Source organism: Paracoccus sanguinis (genome assembly GCF_012689545.1).
Taxonomy (GTDB): domain Bacteria; phylum Pseudomonadota; class Alphaproteobacteria; order Rhodobacterales; family Rhodobacteraceae; genus Paracoccus; species Paracoccus panacisoli.
In genome coordinates this window covers 263,523-285,551 of record NZ_CP051542.1, presented here as the reverse complement: position 1 = coordinate 285,551, position 22,029 = coordinate 263,523, and the positions used below count along the sequence as shown (strand labels likewise).

Genomic DNA, 22,029 nt, shown 5'->3' with positions numbered 1-22,029 from the left:
GCAGCCTTCCCGAGGGCCCGCCGCGTCCAAGACCGCCACCCTGCTGCGGGTGCTGACCGCTCGACCACAGCTTTTCGCTGGCTGGCGGCCGACGTTTGCCATTCCGGTGTCAGCTCCGCCGCACCCCCCGGCGATCACACCGGCGACGGCGCACCCCCCCGCCGCTTCCGATCCTAACCATGCCCCCCGCTCGCGCGGTGGCCTCTCCGCGCGCCTCGCCCCCCAAGCTATCGTCGAGGCACTCCTCTCCTCCGCACACCGCTCCCGCCGCGCTTCCCTCGCACCGCGGCTCCGCCCCGCCGCGCTGCTCACCCCACTCCTCATCGCCCTCCTCGCCGCTCCCGCGCTGGCCCAGGACGCCCCACCCCCGGCACCGGGGCCAGCCGCCGCGCTCACCCCCGCAGACCCCGACCCGCGCCTCGCCGAGGCCGCGGGCACCGGGGCGCTCGCCTATGTCGTCACCGGCGACCCGCGCGTCGACGCCGCCTCCGAGGCGGGGCTGAACGGCCTCTCGCAGGGCCTGACCGAGCGCACCACCGTCGAGCCCGGGCCGCCGGTCGGCGTCGATCTCGACACCGACGACCTGTCGCTGCTGACCTTCCTCTACTGGCCGGTGACCGAGGACCAGCCGCTGCCCGGGCCGCCCGCCTACGCCGCGCTCAACCGCTTTCTGCGCACCGGCGGGATGATCGTCTTCGACACCCGCGACGGCGACCTCGCCGGAACCGGGGCGCCGGACGCGAGCGCCGCGCTCCAGCGGCTCGCCGCGCCGCTCGACATCCCGCCGCTCGCGCCGCTGCCGCCCGATCACGTCCTGACCCGCGCCTTCTACCTGCTCGACAGCTTTCCCGGCCGCTGGACCGCCGCCCCGCTCTGGGTCGAGGCGCCGCAGTCGCCCGAGGCGACCGACGCGGGCTTCGCCCCCTCGAACGACGGCGTCTCGCCGGTCATCATCGGCGGCAATGCCTATGCCGAGGCCTGGGCCACGACGCCCGAGGGCCTGCCCGCCTACGCCATCGGCGCGGGCTACGACGGTGAGCGGCAGCGCGAGCTGGCGCTGCGCTTCGGCATCAACCTCGTGATGTATGCGCTGAGCGGGAACTACAAATCCGATCAGGTCCACGTCCCCGAACTGCTCGAGCGGCTGGGGCGCGAGGCGCCGCGCACGCCGGGGCTTATCGGGCAGGGGGCGATCCGGTGACGCGGCTGACCTTCGATCCGGCGCTGCCCTGGGCGGCGGTCGCGGCCCTCGCCGCACTGGCGCTGGCCGCCGCGGCGCTGGCCTGGGCGCGGCGGCTGCCGGGCTGGCCGTGGCGCGGGCTGGCCGGGCTGGCGCTCGCCGCCGCGCTCGCCGGGCCGGGGGTCGAGACCGGCGTGCGCCGCGCGCTCACGGACATCGTCCTGATGATCGAGGACCAAAGCGCGAGCCAGTCGCTGCCCGGCCGCCCCGCCCAGACCGCGGCCGCGGCCGAGCGCCTCGCCGCCGCCGTCGCCGCGCTGCCGGGGACCGAGCTGCGCCGCATCCCGCTGGGCGACGACCCGGACGGCACAAGGCTCGGCGCGGCGCTGACCCGGGCGCTCGCGGCCGAGCCGGCAGCGCGGCTGGCCGGCGTGCTGGTCCTGACCGACGGGCTGGCTCACGACCCCGCGGCGATCCCCGCCGCGCTGCCTGATGGTGCGCCCGCCCCGGTCCATGTCCTGCTGACCGGCGCCCCCACCGACTGGGACCGCCGGCTGGTGATCGAGGAGGCCCCGGCCTTCGGCCTCATCGGCCAGCCCGTGACCCTGCGGGTCCGGGTCGAGGATCAGGGCACGCCGCCCGATGCCGTGGCCGGGCGCGCGGCGACGCTCAGCGTCTCGATCGACGGCGCGCCGGCCGCGCAGGTGGCGATCCCGCCGGGCGTCCCGCTCGAGATCCCCGTGACCCCCGCCCACGCGGGCCAGAACGTCGTGGCGCTGTCGCTCGACGACCCCGGTGGGGCGCCCGCGCAGCTCACCGACCTGAACGACCGCGCCGCCGTCACCATCGCCGGGGTGCGCGACCGGTTGCGGGTGCTGCTCGTCTCGGGCGAGCCGCATCCGGGCGAGCGCGCCTGGCGCAACCTGTTGAAATCCGACCCGAACGTGGACCTCGTCCACTTCACCATCCTGCGCCCGCCGGACAAGATGGACGGCGTGCCGGTGGACGAGCTGGCGCTGATCGCCTTTCCGACCGAGGCGCTGTTTCAGGACCGGATCGGGGATTTCGACCTCATCATCCTCGACCGCTACCGGATCCGCGGCATCCTGCCGCCGGCCTATTTCGACAACATCCGCCGCTATGTCGAAGAGGGCGGGGCGCTGCTCGTCGCCTCCGGCCCCGAGATGGCGGGGGTCGAGAGCCTGCACCTGTCGCCGCTCGCCCCGATCCTGCCCGGCCGGCCCACCGGCCGGCTGATCGAGGCGCCCTTCACCCCCTGGCCCACCCCCGCCGGCCAGCGCCACCCGGTGACCGCGGGCCTGCCGGGGGCGCCCGAGGGCGCGGAGGGCGGCGCCACGCCCCCGTGGGGCCGCTGGCTGCGGATGGCCGAGGTGATCCCCGACCCGCTGGCCGAGGTGCTGCTGACCGCGCGGCCCTCGGCGGCGACCGGCAGCGTGCTGGACGCCGACTCGCCGCTGCTCATCGTCAACCGGGTCGGCCGCGGCCGGGTGGCGCTGCTCGCCTCGGACCAGGTCTGGCTCTGGGGACGCGGCTTCGAGGGGGGCGGGCCGCAGGCCGAACTCTTGCGCCGCATCGCCCACTGGTCGCTGAAGGAACCCGAGCTCGAGGAAGAGGCGCTGGACGTCGCCGCCGCCCCGGGGATGCGCCTCGTCGTGACGCGCCGCACGATGGGCGACAGCGTCGGGGCGGTGACGATCACCCGGCCCGACGGCGGCACCGAGGCGCTGACCCTCGCCCCCGCCGGGGCCGGGCGGTTTGAGGCGGTCTATCAGGCCCCCGCGCCGGGGCTCTATCGGCTGGCCGAGGGCACGCTCAACCGCGTCGCCGCGCTCGGCCCCCCGGCCCCGCGCGAGTTCGAGGAGACCGTGGCCCGCCCCGACGCGCTCGCCCCGCTGGTCGCGGCCAGCGGCGGATCGGTGCACCGCCTGTCGGACGGGGTGCCCGACCTGCGGGTGGTGCGCCCCGGCCGCCCGGCGCAGGGCGAGGGCGTGGCCCGCCCGTGGATCGGGATCACCCCCCGCGAAGCGGCGGCGGTGGACGGGCTCGCGGTGCGGCCGCTGCTGCCGCCGTGGGGCTGGCTCGCGCTGATCGCGGGGCTGGCGCTGGCGGCGTGGCTGGCCGAGGGCGGGCGGCTGCGGCGGCGGTGACGGGCGGCCAACGGCGTGGCGGGGGTATCTGCCTGCGACCACCCGATCCCCCGCCGGGGCCCACCGGTTTCCCCTTGGGGCGCTTTCCGCTATCCCCGTCCGCACCCGACCCGCAGGCCACGAGGACCGCCATGCCCCATCCGTCGATCTCGCGGCGCGCCGTTCTGGCCGCCGGGCTGGTGCCGCTGCTCGCCGCGGGGCTGGGCGGGCCTGCGCTGGCCGAGGCGCTGGTGCCCGTCGCGCGGCGGCCCCGGCTCCGGCCCGCGCTTGGGCCCGAGGCGCTGCTGGCGCGGGCGCGGCTGGGCGCGGCGCGGCTCGGCGCGCTGGCGGTCGATCTGGGGACCGGGGCGCAGGTGCTGGCCCATGACCCGCAACTGGCGCTGCCGCCGGCCTCGACGCTCAAGACCGTGACGGCGCTCTATGCGCTCGACCGGCTGGGCGAGGGGCACCGCTTCGCCACCCGCATCCTGCGGGCGGGCGACACGCTGATCCTCGCGGGCGGCGGCGACCCGGAACTCGACAGCGACGCGCTGGCCATACTCGCGGCCGACACGGCGCGGGCCGTGGGCGACTGGCGCCCGGCCCGCTTCGCGGTGTGGGAGGGGGCGCTGCCGCGGCTGGCCGAGATCGCGCCGGGGCAGGCGGCGCAGCTCGCCTACAACCCCGCCGTCTCGGGGATCATCCTCAACTTCAACCGCGTGCACCTCGGCTGGCGGTGCGAGAGCGCCTGCACCCTCTCGCTCACCGCCCGCGCCGCGCGCGCGGCACCCCGCGCCTACGGCATCACCGCCGCCACCCGGCCCGGCGGGGGCGCATGGCGGGTCGCGGCCGAGGACGGCTCCCCGGCCGAGCGGTGGGAAGTGCCGCGCGCGGCACTCGGCGCCTCGGGCAGCCGCTGGCTGCCCGTGCGGCGGCCGGGGCTCTACGCGGGCGACGTGTTCCAGACGCTGGCCCGCGCCGCGGGGCTGCCGCTGCCCGCGCCCGAGATGCTGGGCGCGCTGCCGGCGGATGCGGCCGAGATCACCCGCCGCGACAGCCGCCCGCTGGCGGCGATCCTGCGCGGGATGCTCGAGTTCTCGACCAACCTCACCGCCGAGGTGGTGGGGCTGGCGGCGAGCGGCGCGCCGGACCTGAGGGCCTCGGCCCGCGCGATGGCCGACTGGGCGACGCGCGCGCTGCCGGATGCGCCGGCGGATGCGGGCGGGGTGGTGTTCGAGGACCACTCGGGCCTCGGCGCCGGCAGCCGGATCAGCCCTGCGGCGCTGGTGGCGCTGCTCGCGCGGCCCGACAGCGCCGCGCGGCTGCGGCCGCTTCTGAACCGCGATCCGCTGGCCGAGGCGCTGGGGCGCGAGGGGGGCGGCGACGGCGCGCACGGGCGCCCGCTGGTCGAGGCCAAGACCGGGACGCTGAATTTCGTCTCGAACCTCGCGGGCTACGCGCGTGGACCGGACGGGGCCGAGCGCGCCTTTGCGGTGATGGTCGCGGACCTGCCCCGCCGCGCCGCGACCGAGGGGCAGGAACTGCCCGAGGGCGTGCTCGGCTGGACCGCGCGCGCCAAGCGGCTGCAACGTGACGTCGTGGCCGCGGCGTGCGCCGGGGCCGAGCCGACGGGGCCGCTGCCGCCCGAGATCTGACGCGGGGTGCGCCCGGGCGTTCGCATGAACTGTGCATGAACATCGCCCGAACGATGCAGGAACGGTGCATCGTCTGTGCATCAGGGTTTTTCGTTTGCGGTCAACGGGTCGCAGGCGGTACCTCACCCGTTGCCGCACGTTGCGCAACGTTCGCGCGCAACGCCCTCAGAGCCGCCGATGGCGCGCCTTCGCCGCCAACTCGATCGCCGCGGCGTGTAGCCGGTCGAGCTCGAGCACCTCGCGGATCTCGCCCAGCATCCGCAGCTCGTCCTCGGTCAGCCGCCCGTCCGCCGAGGCCACGTCGCAGGCCAGCACATAGGCGGTCTCGAACAGCCGTCCCGGCAGCGCCGAGCCGATCAGCCCGAACAGCGCGTCGAGCCCGTCCTCTTCCTCGAAAAGCGTAATAACCGTCTGCGAAACCGCGCGAATCCGGTCGATGTCGTAGTCGGCGAAGACCGGGGTGTGGTTCACGATCCGCTCGATCGCGACGAGTTCGGCGGTGCGCAGGTTCTGGTCCGAGGCCGACACCGCCACCATCACCGCAACGAGCGCGTCGCAGGGCGAGAACGAGGGCAGGTCGGTGGTCATGGGCTTTCTCTCGGATGCAAGCGGGGCTGGACAGATTGACGCGGGCCGACCCCGCGGCTACGGCAGGGGCCGATGTGACGGAGACGGACGATGACCACCCTGCGCGATGCGGCGATGAATTCCAAGGCCTGGCCTTTCGAAGAGGCCCGCCGGGTGCTGAAACGCTATGAAAAGCGCGATCCCGAAAAGGGTTACGTGCTGTTCGAGACGGGCTATGGCCCCTCGGGCCTGCCCCATATCGGCACCTTCGGCGAGGTCGCGCGGACCACGATGATCCGCCGCGCCTTCGAGATGATCTCGGACATCCCCACGCGGCTGTTCTGTTTTTCCGACGACATGGACGGGATGCGCAAGGTCCCCGACAACGTCCCGCAGACCGAGATGCTGCGCGAGCATCTGCAGAAGCCGCTGACCTCGGTGCCCGATCCGTTCGGCGAATACCCGAGCTTCGGCGACCACAACAACGCCATGCTGCGCCGGTTTCTCGACACCTTCGGCTTCGCCTACGAGTTCATCAGCGCCACGGATTTCTATAAATCCGGCCAGTTCGACCCGACACTGCGGCTCGCGGCCGAGCGCTATGACGCGATCATGGAGATCATGCTGGCGTCGCTGCGCGAAGAGCGGCAGCAGACCTATTCCTGCTTCCTGCCGATCCACCCCGAGACAGGGCGCGTGCTCTATGTCCCGATCAAGCACGTCGACGCCGCCAACGGCGAGATCACCTTCGACGACGAGACCGGGCGCGAGTGGACGCTGCCGGTCACCGGCGGTCAGGTGAAGCTGCAGTGGAAGCCGGATTTCGGCGCCCGATGGGCGGCGCTCGACGTCGATTTCGAGATGTACGGCAAGGACCACTCGACCAACACGCCGATCTATGACGGCATCTGCGAGGTCCTGGGGGGCCGGGCGCCCGAGCATTTCACCTATGAGCTGTTCCTGGACGACAAGGGCCAGAAGATCAGCAAGTCCAAGGGCAACGGGCTCTCGATCGACGAGTGGCTGACCTATGCGGCCACCGAGAGCCTGTCCTACTTCATGTATCAGAAGCCCAAGACCGCGAAGAGGATGCACTTCGACGTCATCCCCAAGGCGGTGGACGAATACCACCAGCAGCTGCGCGCCTATCCGGGGCAGACGCCCGAGCACCAGCTCGCCAACCCGGTGTGGCACATCCACGGCGGCGAGGTGCCCGCCTCGGACATGGTGGTGCCGTTCGGGATGCTTCTGAACCTCGCCTCGGTGGCGGGGGCCAAGGACAAGGACGGGCTCTGGGGCTTCATCCGCCGCTACGCGCCCGAGGCCTCGCCCGAGACCAACCCGCAGATGGACGAGGCGGCGGGCTTCGCGGTGCGGTATTTCAACGACTTCGTGGCGCCGGCGCGGGTGTTCCGGGCGCCGGATGCGCGCGAGGCGGGGGCGCTGGCCGACCTCGCCGAACGGCTGGCGGCGTGGGATGCGCCCGCCGACCCGGAGAAGCTGCAGGAGATGGTCTATGCCGTCGGCCGCGACCACGGGTTCGAGCCGATGAAGGACTGGTTCGCGGCGCTCTATCAGGTGCTGCTCGGCGCCGATCAGGGGCCGCGCTTCGGCGGGTTCATCGCCCTCTACGGGGTGGCCGAGACGCAGGCGCTGATCGCGCGGGCGCTGCCGGGCGAGCTGACCGCGAACTGACTCGCGGGCTGCCCCCGAACTGACGGGCGGGGGCCGATTTCACCCCTGCCGTTGCGCGGGACGGTGTTGCGGCGGGCGGCGGGTTAACCGCGCGTCAACCGCGGCCCGGCAGGGTCCGGCCTGATCGCGGGGCGCTGTCGTCCTCGCTACGTCAGGAGGACGCCCATGAACATCGCCGTCACCGCCGGACTGCAACTGATGCCGCCGGGCTTCTCGGCCGGGCTCTACAACTGGTCGCGCGCCAATGGCGTGGCCAACGACCCCACCTGGTCGGGGGCGACGAACGCGGCCATCGTGCCGGCGGATCAGGACTTCGGGCCCTGCCTCGAGATCCAGAAGCTCGAGACCGTCACCCGCATCCGCTATATGGGCGAGACGCCGATCATCCCCGGCACGTTCCTGCGCGTCTCGGCGCGGGTCAAGGGCATCGCCGGCAACCTGCCGCAGGTGCGGGTCGCGGGCTGGCCGGGGACGGCGCAGCGGGTGGTCGTCTCGGGCGTCCCGCAATCGAGCGACGCGGTGAGCCTGCCCGGCTACGGGCGCGTGGTCGAGGTCTCGGCCATCATCGCCACGGCGACCCGGCAGGGCGTGGACATGAGCTGGGGGCCGACGGCGACCATCGGCCATCTCGGGCTCGACCTGATCGGGCCGAACGGCGGCGCGGTGCGGATCGAGAACCTGCGGATCGAGGATGTCACGGCCGAGTTCGTGCCGGCGATGATCGACTGGGTGGACGTGCGCGACTATGGCGCGGTGGGCGACGGGGTGGCCGACGACCGCGCAGCCTTCCTGCGCGCCGATGCGGCGGCGGCGGGCGGGCAGGTGCTGGTCCCGGCCGGCACCTACCGCATCAACGGCGACCTGACGATGAACGAGCCGGTGCGCTTCGTCGGCACGCTGCGGATGCCGCGGACGGCGCGGCTGTCGCTCAGGCGCAACTTCGATTTCCCGAGCTATGCCGACGCCTTCGGCGACGAGACCGAGGGGATGAAGAAGGCGCTGCAGGCGCTGCTGGATTATTGCGACCACAACATCCTCGACCTCTGCGGGCGCAAGGTGGACCTGACCGAGCCGCTGGTGATTGGCGACCTTGCCCCCGGCGTCACGGCGTTCTCGAGCCGCAGGGTGGTGGCGAACGGGCAGATCGCCATCGTCCCCGGCCCGGCGTGGAACAGCCGCACGGTGACGGCGGCCGCGACCTATGACCCGAACGACGGCTACAGGCTGAAGAACGTGGGCCAGCTTTCGGCGATCGAGGTCGGGTCGCGGGTGACCGGCCCCGGCGTCGGGCGCGAGGTCTATGTCACCGCCCGCAACCTGTCGGACGGGACGATCACGCTCTCGAACCCGCTGTTCGGCGGGGCGGGGACGCGCAACTACACCTTCATCCGGCGGCGCTATGCGTTCGATTTCTCGACCATCCCGCAGGTGGACCGCTTCTACTTCATGAACGTCGAGTTCGGGCTAGAGGGCAACGCCAACGGGGTGATGCTGCCGCCGTCGGGGGGGCTCTGGTCGTTCCGCGACTGCTTCTTCACCCGGCCGCAGGACCGCTGCATCACCTCGATCGGCGAGGCCTGCCAGGGGATGCTGATCGACCGCTGCGAGTTCATGTCGGACGACCTCGACCTGCCGGCCGGCAACCGAACCAGCATCGCGCTGAACATCAACGCCAACGACACCAAGATCCGCGATAACCGCTTCGTCCGCTTCGGGCATTTCTGCGTGGCCTCGGGGACCGGGCACCTGATCACCGGCAACCACTGGTTCCAGGGCGACGGCTCGACCGGGGTGCGGGTCGCGGGGCTGGTGCTGACCGGCCGGGTCGCGCAGGTGACCGTGACCGGCAACTACATCGACAATGCCAGCATCGAGTGGACCAACGAGCACCACCCGACCCCGAACGCGCTGACCCCGCAGGCGTCCTTCGGCGGGCTGACGATCACCGGCAACACGTTCCTGTGCTCGAACACCGTGTCGAACTTCTCGTGGATCGTGATCAAGCCCTACGGCTCCGGGCACACGCTGTCGGGTTTGACGGTGATGGGCAACGTGTTCAAGTCGCTCTATGCCAACATCGACCGGGTCGAGCGGGTGGACACGAGCTACGCCAACCTGCGGATGGACAAGATGCAGGGGGTGCGGTTCGAGGGGAACACCTTCTACGGCATCCGCACCCCGACGACCAACCCCCTTTACGTCACCCACACCCAGAACACCGCGGCAAGCCGCTGGCTCGTGGGGACGGACGCGGCGCTGCCCTTCAACGGGCAGTCACTCAAGGTCGAGGCGGTGGTGCCCGAGGGCACGATCACCGACGCGTCGGGGGGGCGCAACAACGACCTGCCCTCGGTGCAGCTTGCGCAAGGATCGGGGCGGAACCAGGTGGCGCTGGACTTCTCGGCGCCGGTGAAGGGCACGGTGAGCCTGCGGGTGCGGATGGACACGCCCGAATAGGGCCTTAGGTCCAACTCAGGACGGGGCGTCCGCGGAGCGATCCGCGGGCGCCCTTTGTCATTCCGCGATGGGCGCGGCGAGGTCGGCGGCGGTGAGCCGGAAGGCCGCGCCGAAGCCTGCGTTGAAGAGGCCGGCGCGGACCGTGAACCGCCAGAAGCGGAAGTCGGGCAAGCCGAGATAGACCGCCGCCTTGGGATCGCGGGCGCGCCAGAGGGTGCGCAGCGCGACCTCGTCGGCGGGGGGCACCAGCGCCGCCTCGACTTGCAGCGAAAGGCGCGGGCGGGTCAGGGCGCTGCCCTTGGTCGCGGCGTCGTCGGTCAGCAGCAGCGCCGCGCGGGGGTCACGCGACAGCGCCGCGCTGTGCAGCGCCAGCCCCGAGAGTAGCGCGAGCGGCGTGCCTGCGGCGTCGGTCTGCAGAGCGATCCGCGAGGTCATCGGCCAGCCCTCGGCGTCGAGGACGGCCAGCACCGCATCGCGGGCCGAGCCGAGCAGTGCCCGGGCCGCGGCGCGCGCCTCGGCGTCCGCCGCGCGGTGCGGCTCGGGGCGGGGCGCGGGCCGCTCGGTCACGGTCGCACCGGGGTCGGCTGAGGTTTACAGGTCACGCAGAGGCCCCCGAACTGTTTGCAATATTTGCATATGACAAGCTTCCGGCGATCTTCTACGGTCAGCCCAGCCGGTCCCGCAACTCTGCGTGAACGGCGCCCGCGGGAGGAGCGCGCGGGTCGGACTCGCGACGACGCGTTACGGAAGTCACTGGGAGGATTCATGTCTGACGCCATTGCCAAGCACCCCATCCCCGAGGGCTTTACCAAGGCCCATGTCACGCCCGAGGACTACAGGGCGCGCTATGCCGAGTCGATCAGCGACCCGGACGGTTTCTGGGGCCGCGAGGGCAAGCGGCTGGACTGGATCGAGCCCTACACCAAGGTCAAGAACACCGACTTCACGCTGGGCAACGTCTCGATCAAGTGGTTCGAGGACGGGGTGCTCAACGCCTGCGTGAACTGCGTGGACCGCCACCTGCCGCAGCGCGCCCGGCAGACCGCGATCATCTTCGAGCCGGACGATCCGGCCCAGCCCGCGCAGCACATCACCTATGCCGAGCTGTCGGAGAAGGTGCAGCGGATGGCCAACGTCCTGCTGAGCCAGGGCGTGATGCGCGGCGACCGGGTGGTGATCTACCTGCCGATGATCCCCGAGGCGGCCTATGCGATGTTGGCCTGCGCCCGGATCGGCGCCATCCATTCCATCGTCTTCGCGGGCTTCTCGCCCGACGCACTGGCCAACCGCATCAACGACTGCGGCGCCAAGCTGGTCATCACCGCCGACACCGCCCCGCGCGGCGGCCGGCGCACGGCGCTCAAGTCCAACACCGATGCGGCGCTGCTGCATTGCTCGGACCGGGTGCGCTGTCTCGTCGTCAAGCACACCGGCGACCAGACCACCTGGGTCGATGGCCGCGACGTCGACGTGAAGTACCTGATGGAGCACGCGAGCCCCGAGTGCCCGCCGCGCCCGATGGGGGCCGAGGACCCGCTGTTCATCCTCTACACCTCCGGCTCGACCGGGCGGCCGAAGGGGGTGGTGCACACCACCGGGGGGTACCTGACCTATGCGTCGATGACGCATCAGTACACCTTCGACTATCAGGACGGCGACGTGTTCTGGTGCACCGCCGACGTGGGCTGGGTCACCGGCCACAGCTACATCGTCTATGGCCCGCTCTCGAACGGCGCGACCACGCTGATGTTCGAGGGGGTGCCGACCTATCCCGACGCCGGCCGCTTCTGGGAGGTCTGCGCCAAGCACAAGGTCACCCAGTTCTACACCGCGCCGACCGCGATCCGCAGCCTCATGGGCCAGGGGCCCGAGTGGGTCGAGAAGCACGACCTGTCGAGCCTGCGCATCCTCGGCTCGGTCGGCGAGCCGATCAACCCCGAGGCGTGGGTCTGGTACGACAAGCACGTCGGCAAGGGCCGCTGCCCGATCGTCGACACCTTCTGGCAGACCGAGACCGGCGGCCACATGATCACCTCGATCCCCTATGCGATCGAGACGAAGCCGGGGGCGGCGACGCTGCCCTTCTTCGGGGTCAAGCCGGCGGTGCTGGACGCCGCCTCCGGTGCGCTGATCGAGGGCAACGGGGTCGAGGGGGTGCTGGCCATCGCCGACAGCTGGCCGGGGCAGATGCGCACCCTCTGGGGCGACCACCAGCGCTTCGAAGAGGCGTATTTCCAGCAGTATCCGGGCTATTACTTCACCGGCGACGGCTGCCGTAGGGACGAGGACGGGTATTACTGGATCACCGGCCGGGTCGATGACGTGATCAACGTCTCGGGCCACCGGATGGGCACGGCCGAGGTGGAATCGGCGCTCGTCGCCCACCCCAAGGTCGCCGAGGCGGCGGTCGTGGGCTACCCGCACGACCTCAAGGGGCAGGGCATCTACGCCTATGTCACGCTGATGAACGGGATCGAGCCCTCGTCCGAGCTGCGCAAGGAGCTGGAGGGCTGGGTCCGCACCGAGATCGGGCCGATCGCCAAGCCGGACCTGATCCAGTGGGCGCCCGGGCTGCCCAAGACCCGCTCGGGCAAGATCATGCGCCGCATCCTGCGCAAGATCGCCGAGAACGACTATGGCGCACTGGGCGACACCTCGACGCTGGCCGATCCGTCGGTCGTGGACGAGCTGATCGAGAACCGGATGAACCGCGCCTGAGGGGATGGGGCGGCGGGTCCGGGCGGCACGCGCCGCCTGCCCGCCGCGCTTGAGGACCCGGTCGCGGCGCGGCGGCGTGACCCGCCGACCGCCCCGACCGGGAGAGAGGACGGGCCGGAGGAGGGCCGCACGGCGCCCCGACGCGGGGCAGCCACGGGACGACGCCAGACGCGGCGGAGGGGCGGACCTGCGGGGCAGGGACGGCCCGCCGCAGGTGCCCGGCCGAAGTCCCGTGACCTGCCCGAGGCAGAGGGGCCACGCGCCGCCGCCGCACTTGCGGGGCGCACGGACGGCACCGAGGACGGACCGAAGGGACTGCCAAACCAACCGGCCGCACGAGCTGGAAACTCCCGGAGGAGGGACAACGACAATGCAGGATACGATGCTCGAACGCATCGCGTCCGACCCGAACTACCAGAAGCTGCGTTCTCGGCGGCTGAGTTTCGGTTGGACGCTGACCATCGCCATGCTGGTGGTCTATTACGGGTTCATCGCCATCATCGCCTTCGACAAGGCGCTGCTTGCCAAGCGGATCGGCAGCGGGGTCACGACCTGGGGCATCCCGGTCGGGTTCGGCGTCATCCTGTTCACCATCGTGATCACTGCCATCTACGTCATGCGCGCGAACAGCGAATATGACGAGCTGGCCGAGCGCGTGCGCCGCGAGGCCCTGAAATGAAGTTTCCGATGACCACGGGCCGGTTTCTCGGCCTTTCCGCGCTGCTCGTCGCGCCCTCGGCGGTGATGGCCGCAGGCGCCCTCGAGGGCGAGGTCGTCCAGCAGGCGACCAACTGGACCGCGATCACCATGTTCGGGGTGTTCGTCGTCCTGACGCTGTTCATCACCAAGTGGGCCGCCGGCCGCACCAAGTCGGCCGCCGACTTCTACACCGCCGGCGGCGGCATCTCGGGCTTCCAGAACGGCCTTGCCATCGCCGGGGACTACATGTCCGCGGCCTCGTTCCTCGGCATCTCGGCCGCGGTGATGGCCAACGGCTTCGACGGGCTGATCTACTCGATCGGCTTCCTCGTCGGCTGGCCGATCCTGACCTTCCTGATGGCCGAGAAGCTGCGCAACCTCGGCAAGTTCACCTTCGCCGACGTGGCCTCGTTCCGCTTCGAGCAGACGCCGGTGCGGCTGTTCGCGGCGATCTCGACGCTCGTCGTCGTGGCGTTCTACCTGATCGCGCAGATGGTCGGCGCGGGGCAGCTCATCAAGCTGCTGTTCGGGCTGGAATACTGGATGGCGGTGATCATCGTCGGCGCGCTGATGATGGTCTACGTGCTCTTCGGCGGCATGACCGCGACCACTTGGGTGCAGATCATCAAGGCCTGCCTGCTCTTGGGCGGGGCCTCGTTCATGGCCTTCATGGTCATGCAGCACTTCGGCTTCAGCTTCGAGCGGCTGTTTGCCGAGTCGGTGCGGATCAAGACCGATCTCGCCGCGACCACGCCGGTCCCCGACAAGCCCCTGCCCACGCCCGAGGAGGCCGCCGCGGCCGGCCAGGCGATCATGGGTCCGGGCACCTTCGTGAAAGACCCGATCTCGGCCATCAGCTTCGGCATGGCGCTGATGTTCGGGACCGCCGGCCTGCCGCACATCCTGATGCGCTTCTTCACCGTGCCCTCGGCCAAGGAAGCCCGGAAGTCGGTGATGTGGGCGACGATCTGGATCGGCTACTTCTACCTGCTGACCTTCATCATCGGCTTCGGCGCCATCGCCTTCGTGCTGACCAACCCCAGCTTCATCGAGATCAAGGACGGGGTCCGCGGGCTCATCGGCGGCAACAACATGGCGGCCGTGCATCTGGCCAACGCGGTCGGCGGCAACGTCTTCCTGGGCTTCATCTCGGCGGTGGCGTTTGCGACCATCCTCGCGGTGGTGGCGGGTCTGACGCTCTCGGGCGCCTCGGCGGTGTCGCACGACATCTACTCGAGCGTCGTGAAGAAGGGCCATGCCGACAGCGCTGCCGAACTGCGTGTCTCGCGCATCACCACCATCTGCCTCGGCATCGTGGCGGTGATCCTCGGGATCGCGTTCGAGAAGCAGAACATCGCCTTCATGGTGTCGCTCGCCTTCGCCATCGCGGCGTCCGCGAACTTCCCGGTGCTGTTCCTGTCGATCCTGTGGAAGGGCATGACCACCCGCGGCGCCGTCATCGGCGGCTTCATGGGGCTGATCTCGTCGGTGGCGCTGACCGTCGTCTCGCCCTCGGTGTGGGAAGCGACGCTGGGCAATCCCAAGGGCTCGGCGCTGTTCCCCTATACCTCGCCCGCGCTCTTCTCGATGACGCTCGCGTTCCTCGGGATCTGGTTCTTCTCGGTCACCGACAAGAGCCGCCGCGCCGCGATCGACAAGGCCGGCTACCTGGCGCAGGAGGTCCGGTCCGAGACCGGGATCGGCGCCTCGACGGCCTCCTCGCATTGAGCACGCCGCGCGCCCCTTCGGCGCCGGAGACGGCGGCGGCCGGACCCTCGGGTCCGGCCGCTTCCACCTTGGCCGGCGCAGGGCGCGCGCCGGACCAGCCCGGCCTCACCGCCGCCGGCAGCGACCACGGGCGGCGCGAGACGCTGTCGCTCATGGCCTCACGCGTGGGCGAGGCGTATCTGCGCCAGCCCCTGATCGTGCCGGGCGACACCGACGTGCTGTCGCTCTGCCAGCAGATGGCCGCCCAGGACGCGAGCGAGGCGCTGGTGCGCGACGGCGACCGGCTGGGCGTCTTCACCACCACCAACCTGCGCGACGTGGTGCTGATGGACCGCGCGCCCGCCAGCCTGCGCGTGGCCGAGGTCGCGAGCTTCCCGACCGTCGAGATCGCCATCGACGACGACCTGTTCACCGCGATGATCCTGATGCTGCGCCACCGCGTCCACCGCGTCGTGGTGCGCGGGACGGACGGCAGCATCGCGGGCGTGCTGAGCCAGCTCGACCTGATGAGCTTCGTCGCGAACCACTCGCATCTCATCGCCATGCAGGCCGCCGACGCCACCGACGTCGCGGCGCTGCGCCGGGCCGCCGACCAGATCGAGCCGCTGATCCGGGTGCTGGCCTCTGACGGCGTCCGGGTCGAGGTCATCGCCGGGCTGGTGGGCGAGCTGAACCGCGCCGTGTTCCGCCGGCTGTGGGAACTCGTCGCGCCCGAGACGCTGCGCGCCCGGTCCTGCCTCATCGTCATGGGCAGCGAGGGGCGGGGCGAGCAGATCATCCGCACCGACCAGGACAACGGCCTGATCCTTGCCGACGACGCCGACCCGGCCGAGGCCGCCGCGGCGACCGAGGCCTTCACGGCGGCGCTCGTCAGCTTCGGCTATCCGCCCTGTCCGGGCGGGATCATGGCCAACCAGCCGCTGTGGCGGCAGACCGTCACCGGCTTCCGCCAGACCTTCGGGCGCTGGATCTATGACGAGCCGGCCGAGGGGATGGGCGAGGGGCCGATGAACCTCGCCATCTTCATGGACGCGCTGGCGGTCGCGGGCGACGCCCGGCTGCTGGAGGAGGCCAAGGCGGCGCTGGTGGCGCTGATGACGGACTCGGACGCCTATCTGGCGCGGTTCGCGGCCGCCGTGAACAGCTTTTCCGAGGATCGCAGCTGGTGGTCGCGGCTGCCCGGCGTGCGCGGCCGGGCGAGTGCCGAGATCGACCTCAAGAAGCTGGGCCTGTTCCCGATCGTGCAGGGGGTGCGGGCGCTGGCGCTGAAATACCGCGTGCCGGCGCTGGCCACGACCGAGCGTCTCGCGGCCCTGGTCGCGGCCGGACGGGTGCCCGAGGGGATGGCGCGCGACCTGACCGACGCGCTACATTTCCTCATGGGTGCGAAGCTCGACACCAACCTGCGCCAGATCGCGGCCGGCCGCCCGCCGGGCAACCTCGTCAGCCTCGACGAGCTCGGCACGCTGGACCGGCAGGCGCTGAAGGATTCGCTCGCCATCGTGCGCGGCTTCCGCGACTGGGTGAGCCAGCAGTTCCGGCTGCCGGGATGAGGCGCGGCGGGACGGGGTCGGCGGGCGGACGGTCCGCGGGCGGAAGAAGTGGCGGCGGACGATCCGGGGGCGGCGGGCCGGACAGCGCGCGGCTGGTGGCGCTCGCGGCGCTGGCCGTGGTGGCGCTGAACTTTCCGCTGCTGCTGGTCTGGGACCGCACGGCGAGCGTGCTGGGCCTGCCGCTGCTCGGGGTGGCGGTGTTCGTGATCTGGGCCGGGCTGATCGCGGCGCTGGTGTGGGTGACCGAGCGGGCGCCATCGCCGCCCCGCGCTCGAACCGGCGTCACGGATGCCTCCCTGATGCCCGAGGCGCCCGCCCCGGTCGCACCCCCCGCGTCCCCGACCAACCCGCCCGAGGCCCGCCGATGATCTCCGGCAGCCTCGTCCTCGCCGTCTCGCTCGGCTATCTCGCACTGCTCTTCGCGGTCGCGGCGCTGGCGGACCGGCGGGCGGCGGCGGGGCGGTCGGTGATCGCGAGTCCCTGGATCTATGCGCTCTCGTGGGGCGTCTACTGCACCGCCTGGACCTATTTCGGCAGCGTCGGGCGCGCCGCTGCGGGGGGGATCTGGTTCCTGCCGATCTACCTCGGGCCGACCGTCGCCATGCTCTTGGCGTGGATCGTGCTGCGCAAGATGGTGCGGATCGCGCAGAGCTACCGCATCACCTCGATCGCCGACTTCATCGCCAGCCGCTACGGCAAGAGCCCCGGCCTCGCCGCCGCCGTCACGCTGATCACCGTCGTCGGCATCGTCCCCTACATCGCGCTGCAGGTGAAGGGCGTCTCGGCCGCCTATCAGCTTCTGCTGGGCGGGCATCGGGTTGCCGGCGGCTGGTGGCAGGACGGCACGCTGTGGGTGACGCTCGCGCTCGCGTTCTTCACCATTCTGTTCGGCACCCGCCACCTCGACCTCTCCGAGCGGCACGAGGGGATGGTCGCGGCCATCGCGCTCGAGTCGCTGGTCAAGCTGGGCGCGTTCCTCGCCGTCGGCATCTACGTCACCTGGGGGCTGTTCGACGGCCCCGCCGACATCTGGGCGCGGGCGAGCGCGGTGCCGGACCTCGCCCGGCTGATGCGGCTGGGCGGCGGCGAGGGCTTTGCCTATCCGCAGTGGTTCGCCATGAGCCTGCTCGCCATGCTCTCGGTGCTGCTGCTGCCGCGGCAGTTCCAGATGATGGTGGTCGAATGCGGCGACGAGCGGATGATACCCCGCGCGGCCTGGGTGTTCGCGGCCTATCTCTTCGCCATCAACCTGTTCGTGCTGCCGCTCGCCATCGGCGGGATGCTGATCCTCGGCCCCGGGGCGGATGCCGAGACCTTCGTGATCTCGCTGCCGCTGTCGCAGGGCGCGGTGGGGCTGGCCCTGCTTGCGGGCCTCGGGGGCATGTCGGCCGCGACGGGGATGCTGATCGTCGAGACGGTCGCCGTCTCGACCATGGTCTGCAACGACTTGGTGATGCCTGCGCTGCTCAGGGCCGGCCTTGTCGGGGGGCGCGCCGGTGGCGACGTGACGCGGCTGCTGCTCGCCATCCGGCGGGTGGCGATCGTCGGGCTGCTGCTGCTCGGCTACGTCTATTTCCGCGTCGCGGGCGACGTCTATGCGCTGGTCTCGATCGGGCTCATCAGCTTCGCCGCGGTGGCGCAGTTCGCGCCGGCGCTGTTCGGGGGCATGTGGTGGAAGGGGGGCACCGCGCTGGGGGCGATGGCCGGGCTGCTCGGCGGGTTCGCGGTCTGGGGCTATACGCTGATGCTGCCCGCGATCGCCAAATCCGGCTGGCTGCCGGACGGCTTCCTTGACCACGGCCCGCTGGGCATGGCCGCGCTCAGGCCCGAGGCGCTGTTCGGGCTGACCGGCCTCGACAACATCACCCATGCGCTCTTCTGGTCGATGCTGGTCAACGTCGGGCTTTACGTCGCCGTCTCGCTCGCCCGCCCGCCCGGCGCGCGCGAGGCCGCGCAGGCGGTGCTGTTCGTCGATGTCTATGACCGCGACGAGGGGGCCGCGCGGCCGGTGTTCTGGCGCGGCCGGGCGCGGGTCGCCGACCTCGACGCGCTGGCCCGGCGGCTGCTCGGGCCTGAGCGCGCGGCCCGCGCCATGGCGGGCGCGGACGGTGCGGCGCCGGCCAGCATCGCGGACGCGGCGCTGGTCGAGCGGGTCGAGCAGCAGATTGCCGGCGCCATCGGCGCGGCCTCGGCCCGCGTCATGGTCGCCTCGGTCGCGCAGGAAGAGCCGCTGACCCCCGGCGACGTGCTGGAAATCCTCGACGAGGCCTCGCAGATCCGCGCCTATGCCCGCGCGCTCGAGCAGAAGTCGGTGACGCTCGAGGCCGCGACCGCCGAGCTGCGGGCGGCGAACGAGGCGCTGACGAGCCTCGACCGGATGAAGGACGACTTCATGTCCTCGGTCACCCATGAGTTGCGCACGCCGCTCACCTCGATCCGCGCGCTGGCCGAGCTGATGCTGGACGCGCCCGACATGGAGGACGCGCAGCGCGAGGAGTTCCTGCGCATCGTGGTCGGCGAATCGCAGCGGCTGAGCCGGCTGGTCAACCAGGTGCTGGACATGGCGAAGCTCGATTCGGGGCAGGCCGACTGGACCAGCGCCGACGTCGATCTGCCCGGGCTGGTCGCCGACGCGGTGCGGGCCACGGCCGAGCTGTTCCGCGCCCGCGGCATCGTCGTGGACCTCGAGCTGCCGCCGTCGATGCCCACGGTGCGCGCCGACCCGGACCGGCTGATGCAGGTGGTGATGAACCTGCTGTCGAACGCCGCCAAGTTCGCCCGCAGCCGGGTCACCGTGGCGGTCCGCCCCGGCCCCGACACGGTGTTGCTTCGCGTCACCGACGACGGCGAGGGGATCGCCGCCGAGGACCACGAGGCGGTGTTCGAGCGCTTCCGCCAGGTCGGCCCCGGCCAGGATCACCCCGGCGGGACCGGGCTCGGCCTGCCGATCAGCCGCCGCATCGTCGAGCATCTGGGCGGGGCGATGTATGTCGATTCGGCGCGGGGGCAGGGGGCGACATTCCTGACCCGCCTGCCCTATGATGGCAAAAGGGGGGATGCGGGATGAGCCACAAGGTGCTGATCGCGGATGACGAACCGAACATCGTCATCTCGCTTGAGTTCATGATGAAGCGCGAGGGCTATCAGGTCTCGGTCGCCCGCGACGGGGCCGAGGCGCTGGCCGCGATCCGCCGCGACCGCCCGGCGCTGGTGCTGCTGGACGGGATGATGCCGGCGCTCTCGGGCTTCGAGGTGTGCGAGGCGGTGCGCGCCGACCCCGAGATCGCCGCGACCCGCATCCTGATGCTGACCGCGAAGGGGCGCGAGACCGACATGGCGCGCGGCCTCGGCGCCGGGGCCGACGCCTACATGGTCAAGCCGTTCTCGACCCGCGAACTGGTCGAGCGGGTCCGCGAGCTGATCGGATGAGGCCGACGCGGGGGCTGATCCTGACGCTGCTCGCGCCGGGGCTGGCGCTGGCCGCGTGGCTGGCGGTGGCGCTGTTGGCGGTGCGGCTCGTGACCGGCGGCAGCGGGATCGCGGTTGCGCCGGCGGTCGCGGGGCCGGTCGGCGCGGTGCTGCTGGCCCTGTGGCTTGCTGCGCTGGCCGGGGGCGCGTGGGTGATGCGACGGCTCTGGCAGGCCCATGTGCTCGACGCCGCGCGGCTCTTGAACGCGACCCGGATCGTCACCGCCGACCTCAGCGCGACTGAGCTGCGCTTCGTCCCCGACGGCGCCCCGGTGCTGCGCGCGCTGGGAGAGGAGATCGGCCAGCTCGCCCGGCAGCGCGACGAGCTGCGCATGGACATGGCCCGGCTGGTGGACGAGGCGAGCCGCTCGGTCTCGGACCAGCGCGACCAGCTCGCGGCGCTGATGGCCGAGCTGGATCACGCGGTCGTCGTCTGCACCCGCGAGGGGCGGGTGCTGCTCTACAACGCCCGCGCCCGGGCGCTGGCGGCGCGGCTTGCGCCCCGCGCGGTGGGGGCCGAGCCCGCGGCGCCGGGCGGGGTGCTGCTGGGGCTGGGGCGCAACATCCACGATTTCCTCGACCCCGCGGCGGTGGCGCACGCGCTCGAGACCGTCGAGGGGCGGATGGCGCGCGGGGTTGCCGCCGCCGCCGCCGGCGCGCAGTTCGTCACCGCGTCCGAGACCGGGCAGCTTCTGCGGGTGAGCCTTTCGCCGGTGCGCCCCACCGGGGCGGATGCGGCGGAGGCAGCGCTCTCGGGCTATGTGCTGCTCATCGACGACATCACGCTGGACCAGCAGCAACAGTCGCGGCGCGATGCGGCGCTGTTGAGCCTGACCGAGACGAGCCGGGCGGGGCTCGCCAACATGCAGGCCGCGCTCGAGATGCTCGACTATCCCGACCTCGAGCCCGAGGACCGGGCGCGGTTCCTCGCCGTGGTGCGCGACGAGGTGGGGGCGATGGGCGGCCGGGTCGCGGCGCTGGCCGACAGCGGCATGGCCGACCTCGCCACCCGCTGGCCGCTGAGCGACATGCTGGGCGCCGACCTCGTCGCCGCGGCGGTGCGGCAGCTGGGCGAGGCGACGGGCACGCCGATCACCACGACGCCGGTCGAGGACGACCTGTGGCTCAGGATCGACAGCTTCGGCCTGATCCGGGCGCTGGCGCATCTGGCCGCCGAGATCCGCGAGATGGTCACGGACCCCGTGCTGTGGCTGCGGCTGACCCGCACCGGGCCGCGGGCGCACCTCGACCTCGGCTGGGTCGCCCGCCCCGGCGCGCCCGCCGCCGACGCCGCGCGGCTGACCGCGCTGCCGACGCAGGAGATGCGGGCCGGCGGGCAGGGCACCGGCGTCTCGGTCCGCGAGGTCGTGGACCGCCACGGCGGCGAGGTCTGGCTCGACCGCGGGCGGGGCATCGACGGGGAAAGCGGGCAGCCGTTCTTCCGGTTGCTCTTGCCGCTCGCCGCGGTGGACGTGGCCGCACCCGAGGCGCAGATCGGCAGCCGGCCCGAGTTCTACGACTTCGACCTGTTCACCGCGGGCGCAGGGACGGCCGCCGACGAACAGCCGCTCTCCGCCCTCAGCTTCACGGTGTTCGATTGCGAGACGACCGGCCTCGACCCCGCGGGCGGCGACGAGATCATCCAGATCGGCGCGGTCCGCATCCTCAACTCGCGCATCCTCAAGGGCGAGACGATCGACCAGCTCGTGGACCCGCAGCGCTCGATCCCCGAGGCGGGCATCCCGATCCACCACATCCATCCGCACATGGTCCGCGGGATGCCGACCATCGGGCAGGTGCTGCCGGTGTTTCACCGCTTCGCTGCGGGCAGCGTGCTGGTCGGCCACAACGTCGCCTTCGACATGAGGTTTTTGAAACTCAAGGAAACCGCGACCGGCTGCGTCTTCGATCACCCGGTGCTCGACACGCTGCTGCTGTCGTCCATCGTACACCCGGCGGGCGAGAGCCACAGCCTCGAAGCGATTGCCGACCGGTTGGGCATCACCATCGGCGGCCGGCACACGGCGCTGGGGGATGCGCTGGCGACGGCCGAGGTCTTTGCCCGGCTGATCCCGCTGCTTTCACGGCAGGGAATCGAGACGCTGGGGCAGGCGCGCGAGGCGGCGAGCAAGTCGCAGTTCGCGCGGCTGAAGTACTAGCGC

15 protein-coding genes are annotated in these 22,029 nt (G+C 71.8%); 13 read left to right on the top strand and 2 right to left on the bottom strand.

The window, feature by feature from the left end; genetic code table 11:
• Positions 1-106: 106 nt before the first annotated feature.
• The 3 genes from HGN31_RS01300 to HGN31_RS01290 all read left to right on the top strand — a co-directional run bounded on the left by HGN31_RS01300 (position 107) and on the right by HGN31_RS01290 (position 4,982).
• On the top strand, positions 107-1,201 hold the full coding sequence (locus HGN31_RS01300; RefSeq protein ID WP_244961088.1) for a DUF4159 domain-containing protein: 1,095 nt from the start codon (positions 107-109) through the stop codon (positions 1,199-1,201).
• Positions 1,198-3,348 (top strand): hypothetical protein, encoded by a 2,151-nt coding sequence (locus tag HGN31_RS01295; protein WP_168782094.1) that lies wholly within the window; start codon positions 1,198-1,200, stop codon positions 3,346-3,348. Before HGN31_RS01300 ends, HGN31_RS01295 begins: the two co-directional genes overlap by 4 nt.
• A gap of 131 nt (positions 3,349-3,479) precedes the next feature.
• Positions 3,480-4,982 carry a D-alanyl-D-alanine carboxypeptidase gene (locus tag HGN31_RS01290; protein ID WP_168782093.1) on the top strand — a complete coding sequence of 501 codons (1,503 nt, stop codon included), beginning with the start codon at positions 3,480-3,482 and terminating at the stop codon, positions 4,980-4,982.
• Between the two features lie 165 nt (positions 4,983-5,147).
• Here the strand turns inward: HGN31_RS01290 and HGN31_RS01285 are convergent, their stop codons facing one another.
• The gene (locus HGN31_RS01285) at positions 5,148-5,570 is read right to left on the bottom strand and encodes a tellurite resistance TerB family protein (RefSeq protein ID WP_036701964.1); all 423 of its coding nucleotides are present in this window, start codon (positions 5,568-5,570) and stop codon (positions 5,148-5,150) included.
• A gap of 90 nt (positions 5,571-5,660) precedes the next feature.
• On the opposite strand from HGN31_RS01285, the gene HGN31_RS01280 reads away from it, so the two are divergent.
• On the top strand, positions 5,661-7,244 hold the full coding sequence (locus HGN31_RS01280) for a lysine--tRNA ligase (RefSeq protein WP_168782092.1): 1,584 nt from the start codon (positions 5,661-5,663) through the stop codon (positions 7,242-7,244).
• Positions 7,245-7,409: 165 nt separating this feature from the next.
• Positions 7,410-9,701 carry a glycosyl hydrolase family 28-related protein gene (locus HGN31_RS01275; protein WP_036731317.1) on the top strand — a complete coding sequence of 764 codons (2,292 nt, stop codon included), beginning with the start codon at positions 7,410-7,412 and terminating at the stop codon, positions 9,699-9,701.
• A gap of 57 nt (positions 9,702-9,758) precedes the next feature.
• Here the strand turns inward: HGN31_RS01275 and HGN31_RS01270 are convergent, their stop codons facing one another.
• Positions 9,759-10,268 carry a HugZ family pyridoxamine 5'-phosphate oxidase gene (locus HGN31_RS01270; protein ID WP_168782091.1) on the bottom strand — a complete coding sequence of 170 codons (510 nt, stop codon included), beginning with the start codon at positions 10,266-10,268 and terminating at the stop codon, positions 9,759-9,761.
• Positions 10,269-10,466: 198 nt separating this feature from the next.
• Between HGN31_RS01270 and acs the strand changes: the two genes are divergently transcribed.
• From acs to HGN31_RS01230, 8 genes are all read left to right on the top strand, one after another.
• Positions 10,467-12,419 carry an acetate--CoA ligase gene (gene acs, locus HGN31_RS01265; RefSeq protein ID WP_052174938.1) on the top strand — a complete coding sequence of 651 codons (1,953 nt, stop codon included), beginning with the start codon at positions 10,467-10,469 and terminating at the stop codon, positions 12,417-12,419.
• A 370-nt stretch (positions 12,420-12,789) separates the two neighbouring features.
• Complete coding sequence (locus HGN31_RS01260) at positions 12,790-13,098, top strand: DUF485 domain-containing protein (RefSeq protein ID WP_036701957.1); 309 nt, start codon at positions 12,790-12,792, stop codon at positions 13,096-13,098.
• 8 nt (positions 13,099-13,106) lie between these two features.
• Positions 13,107-14,846 (top strand): cation acetate symporter, encoded by a 1,740-nt coding sequence (locus HGN31_RS01255; protein ID WP_036701976.1) that lies wholly within the window; start codon positions 13,107-13,109, stop codon positions 14,844-14,846.
• 68 nt (positions 14,847-14,914) lie between these two features.
• On the top strand, positions 14,915-16,399 hold the full coding sequence (locus HGN31_RS01250) for a DUF294 nucleotidyltransferase-like domain-containing protein (protein ID WP_244961086.1): 1,485 nt from the start codon (positions 14,915-14,917) through the stop codon (positions 16,397-16,399).
• A 95-nt stretch (positions 16,400-16,494) separates the two neighbouring features.
• Complete coding sequence (locus HGN31_RS01245) at positions 16,495-16,767, top strand: hypothetical protein (RefSeq protein WP_168781928.1); 273 nt, start codon at positions 16,495-16,497, stop codon at positions 16,765-16,767.
• Positions 16,764-19,466 carry an ATP-binding protein gene (locus tag HGN31_RS01240; RefSeq protein WP_168782090.1) on the top strand — a complete coding sequence of 901 codons (2,703 nt, stop codon included), beginning with the start codon at positions 16,764-16,766 and terminating at the stop codon, positions 19,464-19,466. Before HGN31_RS01245 ends, HGN31_RS01240 begins: the two co-directional genes overlap by 4 nt.
• Complete coding sequence (locus tag HGN31_RS01235) at positions 19,463-19,828, top strand: response regulator transcription factor (protein WP_036701953.1); 366 nt, start codon at positions 19,463-19,465, stop codon at positions 19,826-19,828. Before HGN31_RS01240 ends, HGN31_RS01235 begins: the two co-directional genes overlap by 4 nt.
• Positions 19,825-22,026: a 3'-5' exonuclease gene (locus tag HGN31_RS01230; RefSeq protein WP_168782089.1), complete on the top strand. Its 2,202-nt coding sequence runs from the start codon at positions 19,825-19,827 to the stop codon at positions 22,024-22,026. Before HGN31_RS01235 ends, HGN31_RS01230 begins: the two co-directional genes overlap by 4 nt.
• Positions 22,027-22,029: the final 3 nt, after the last annotated feature.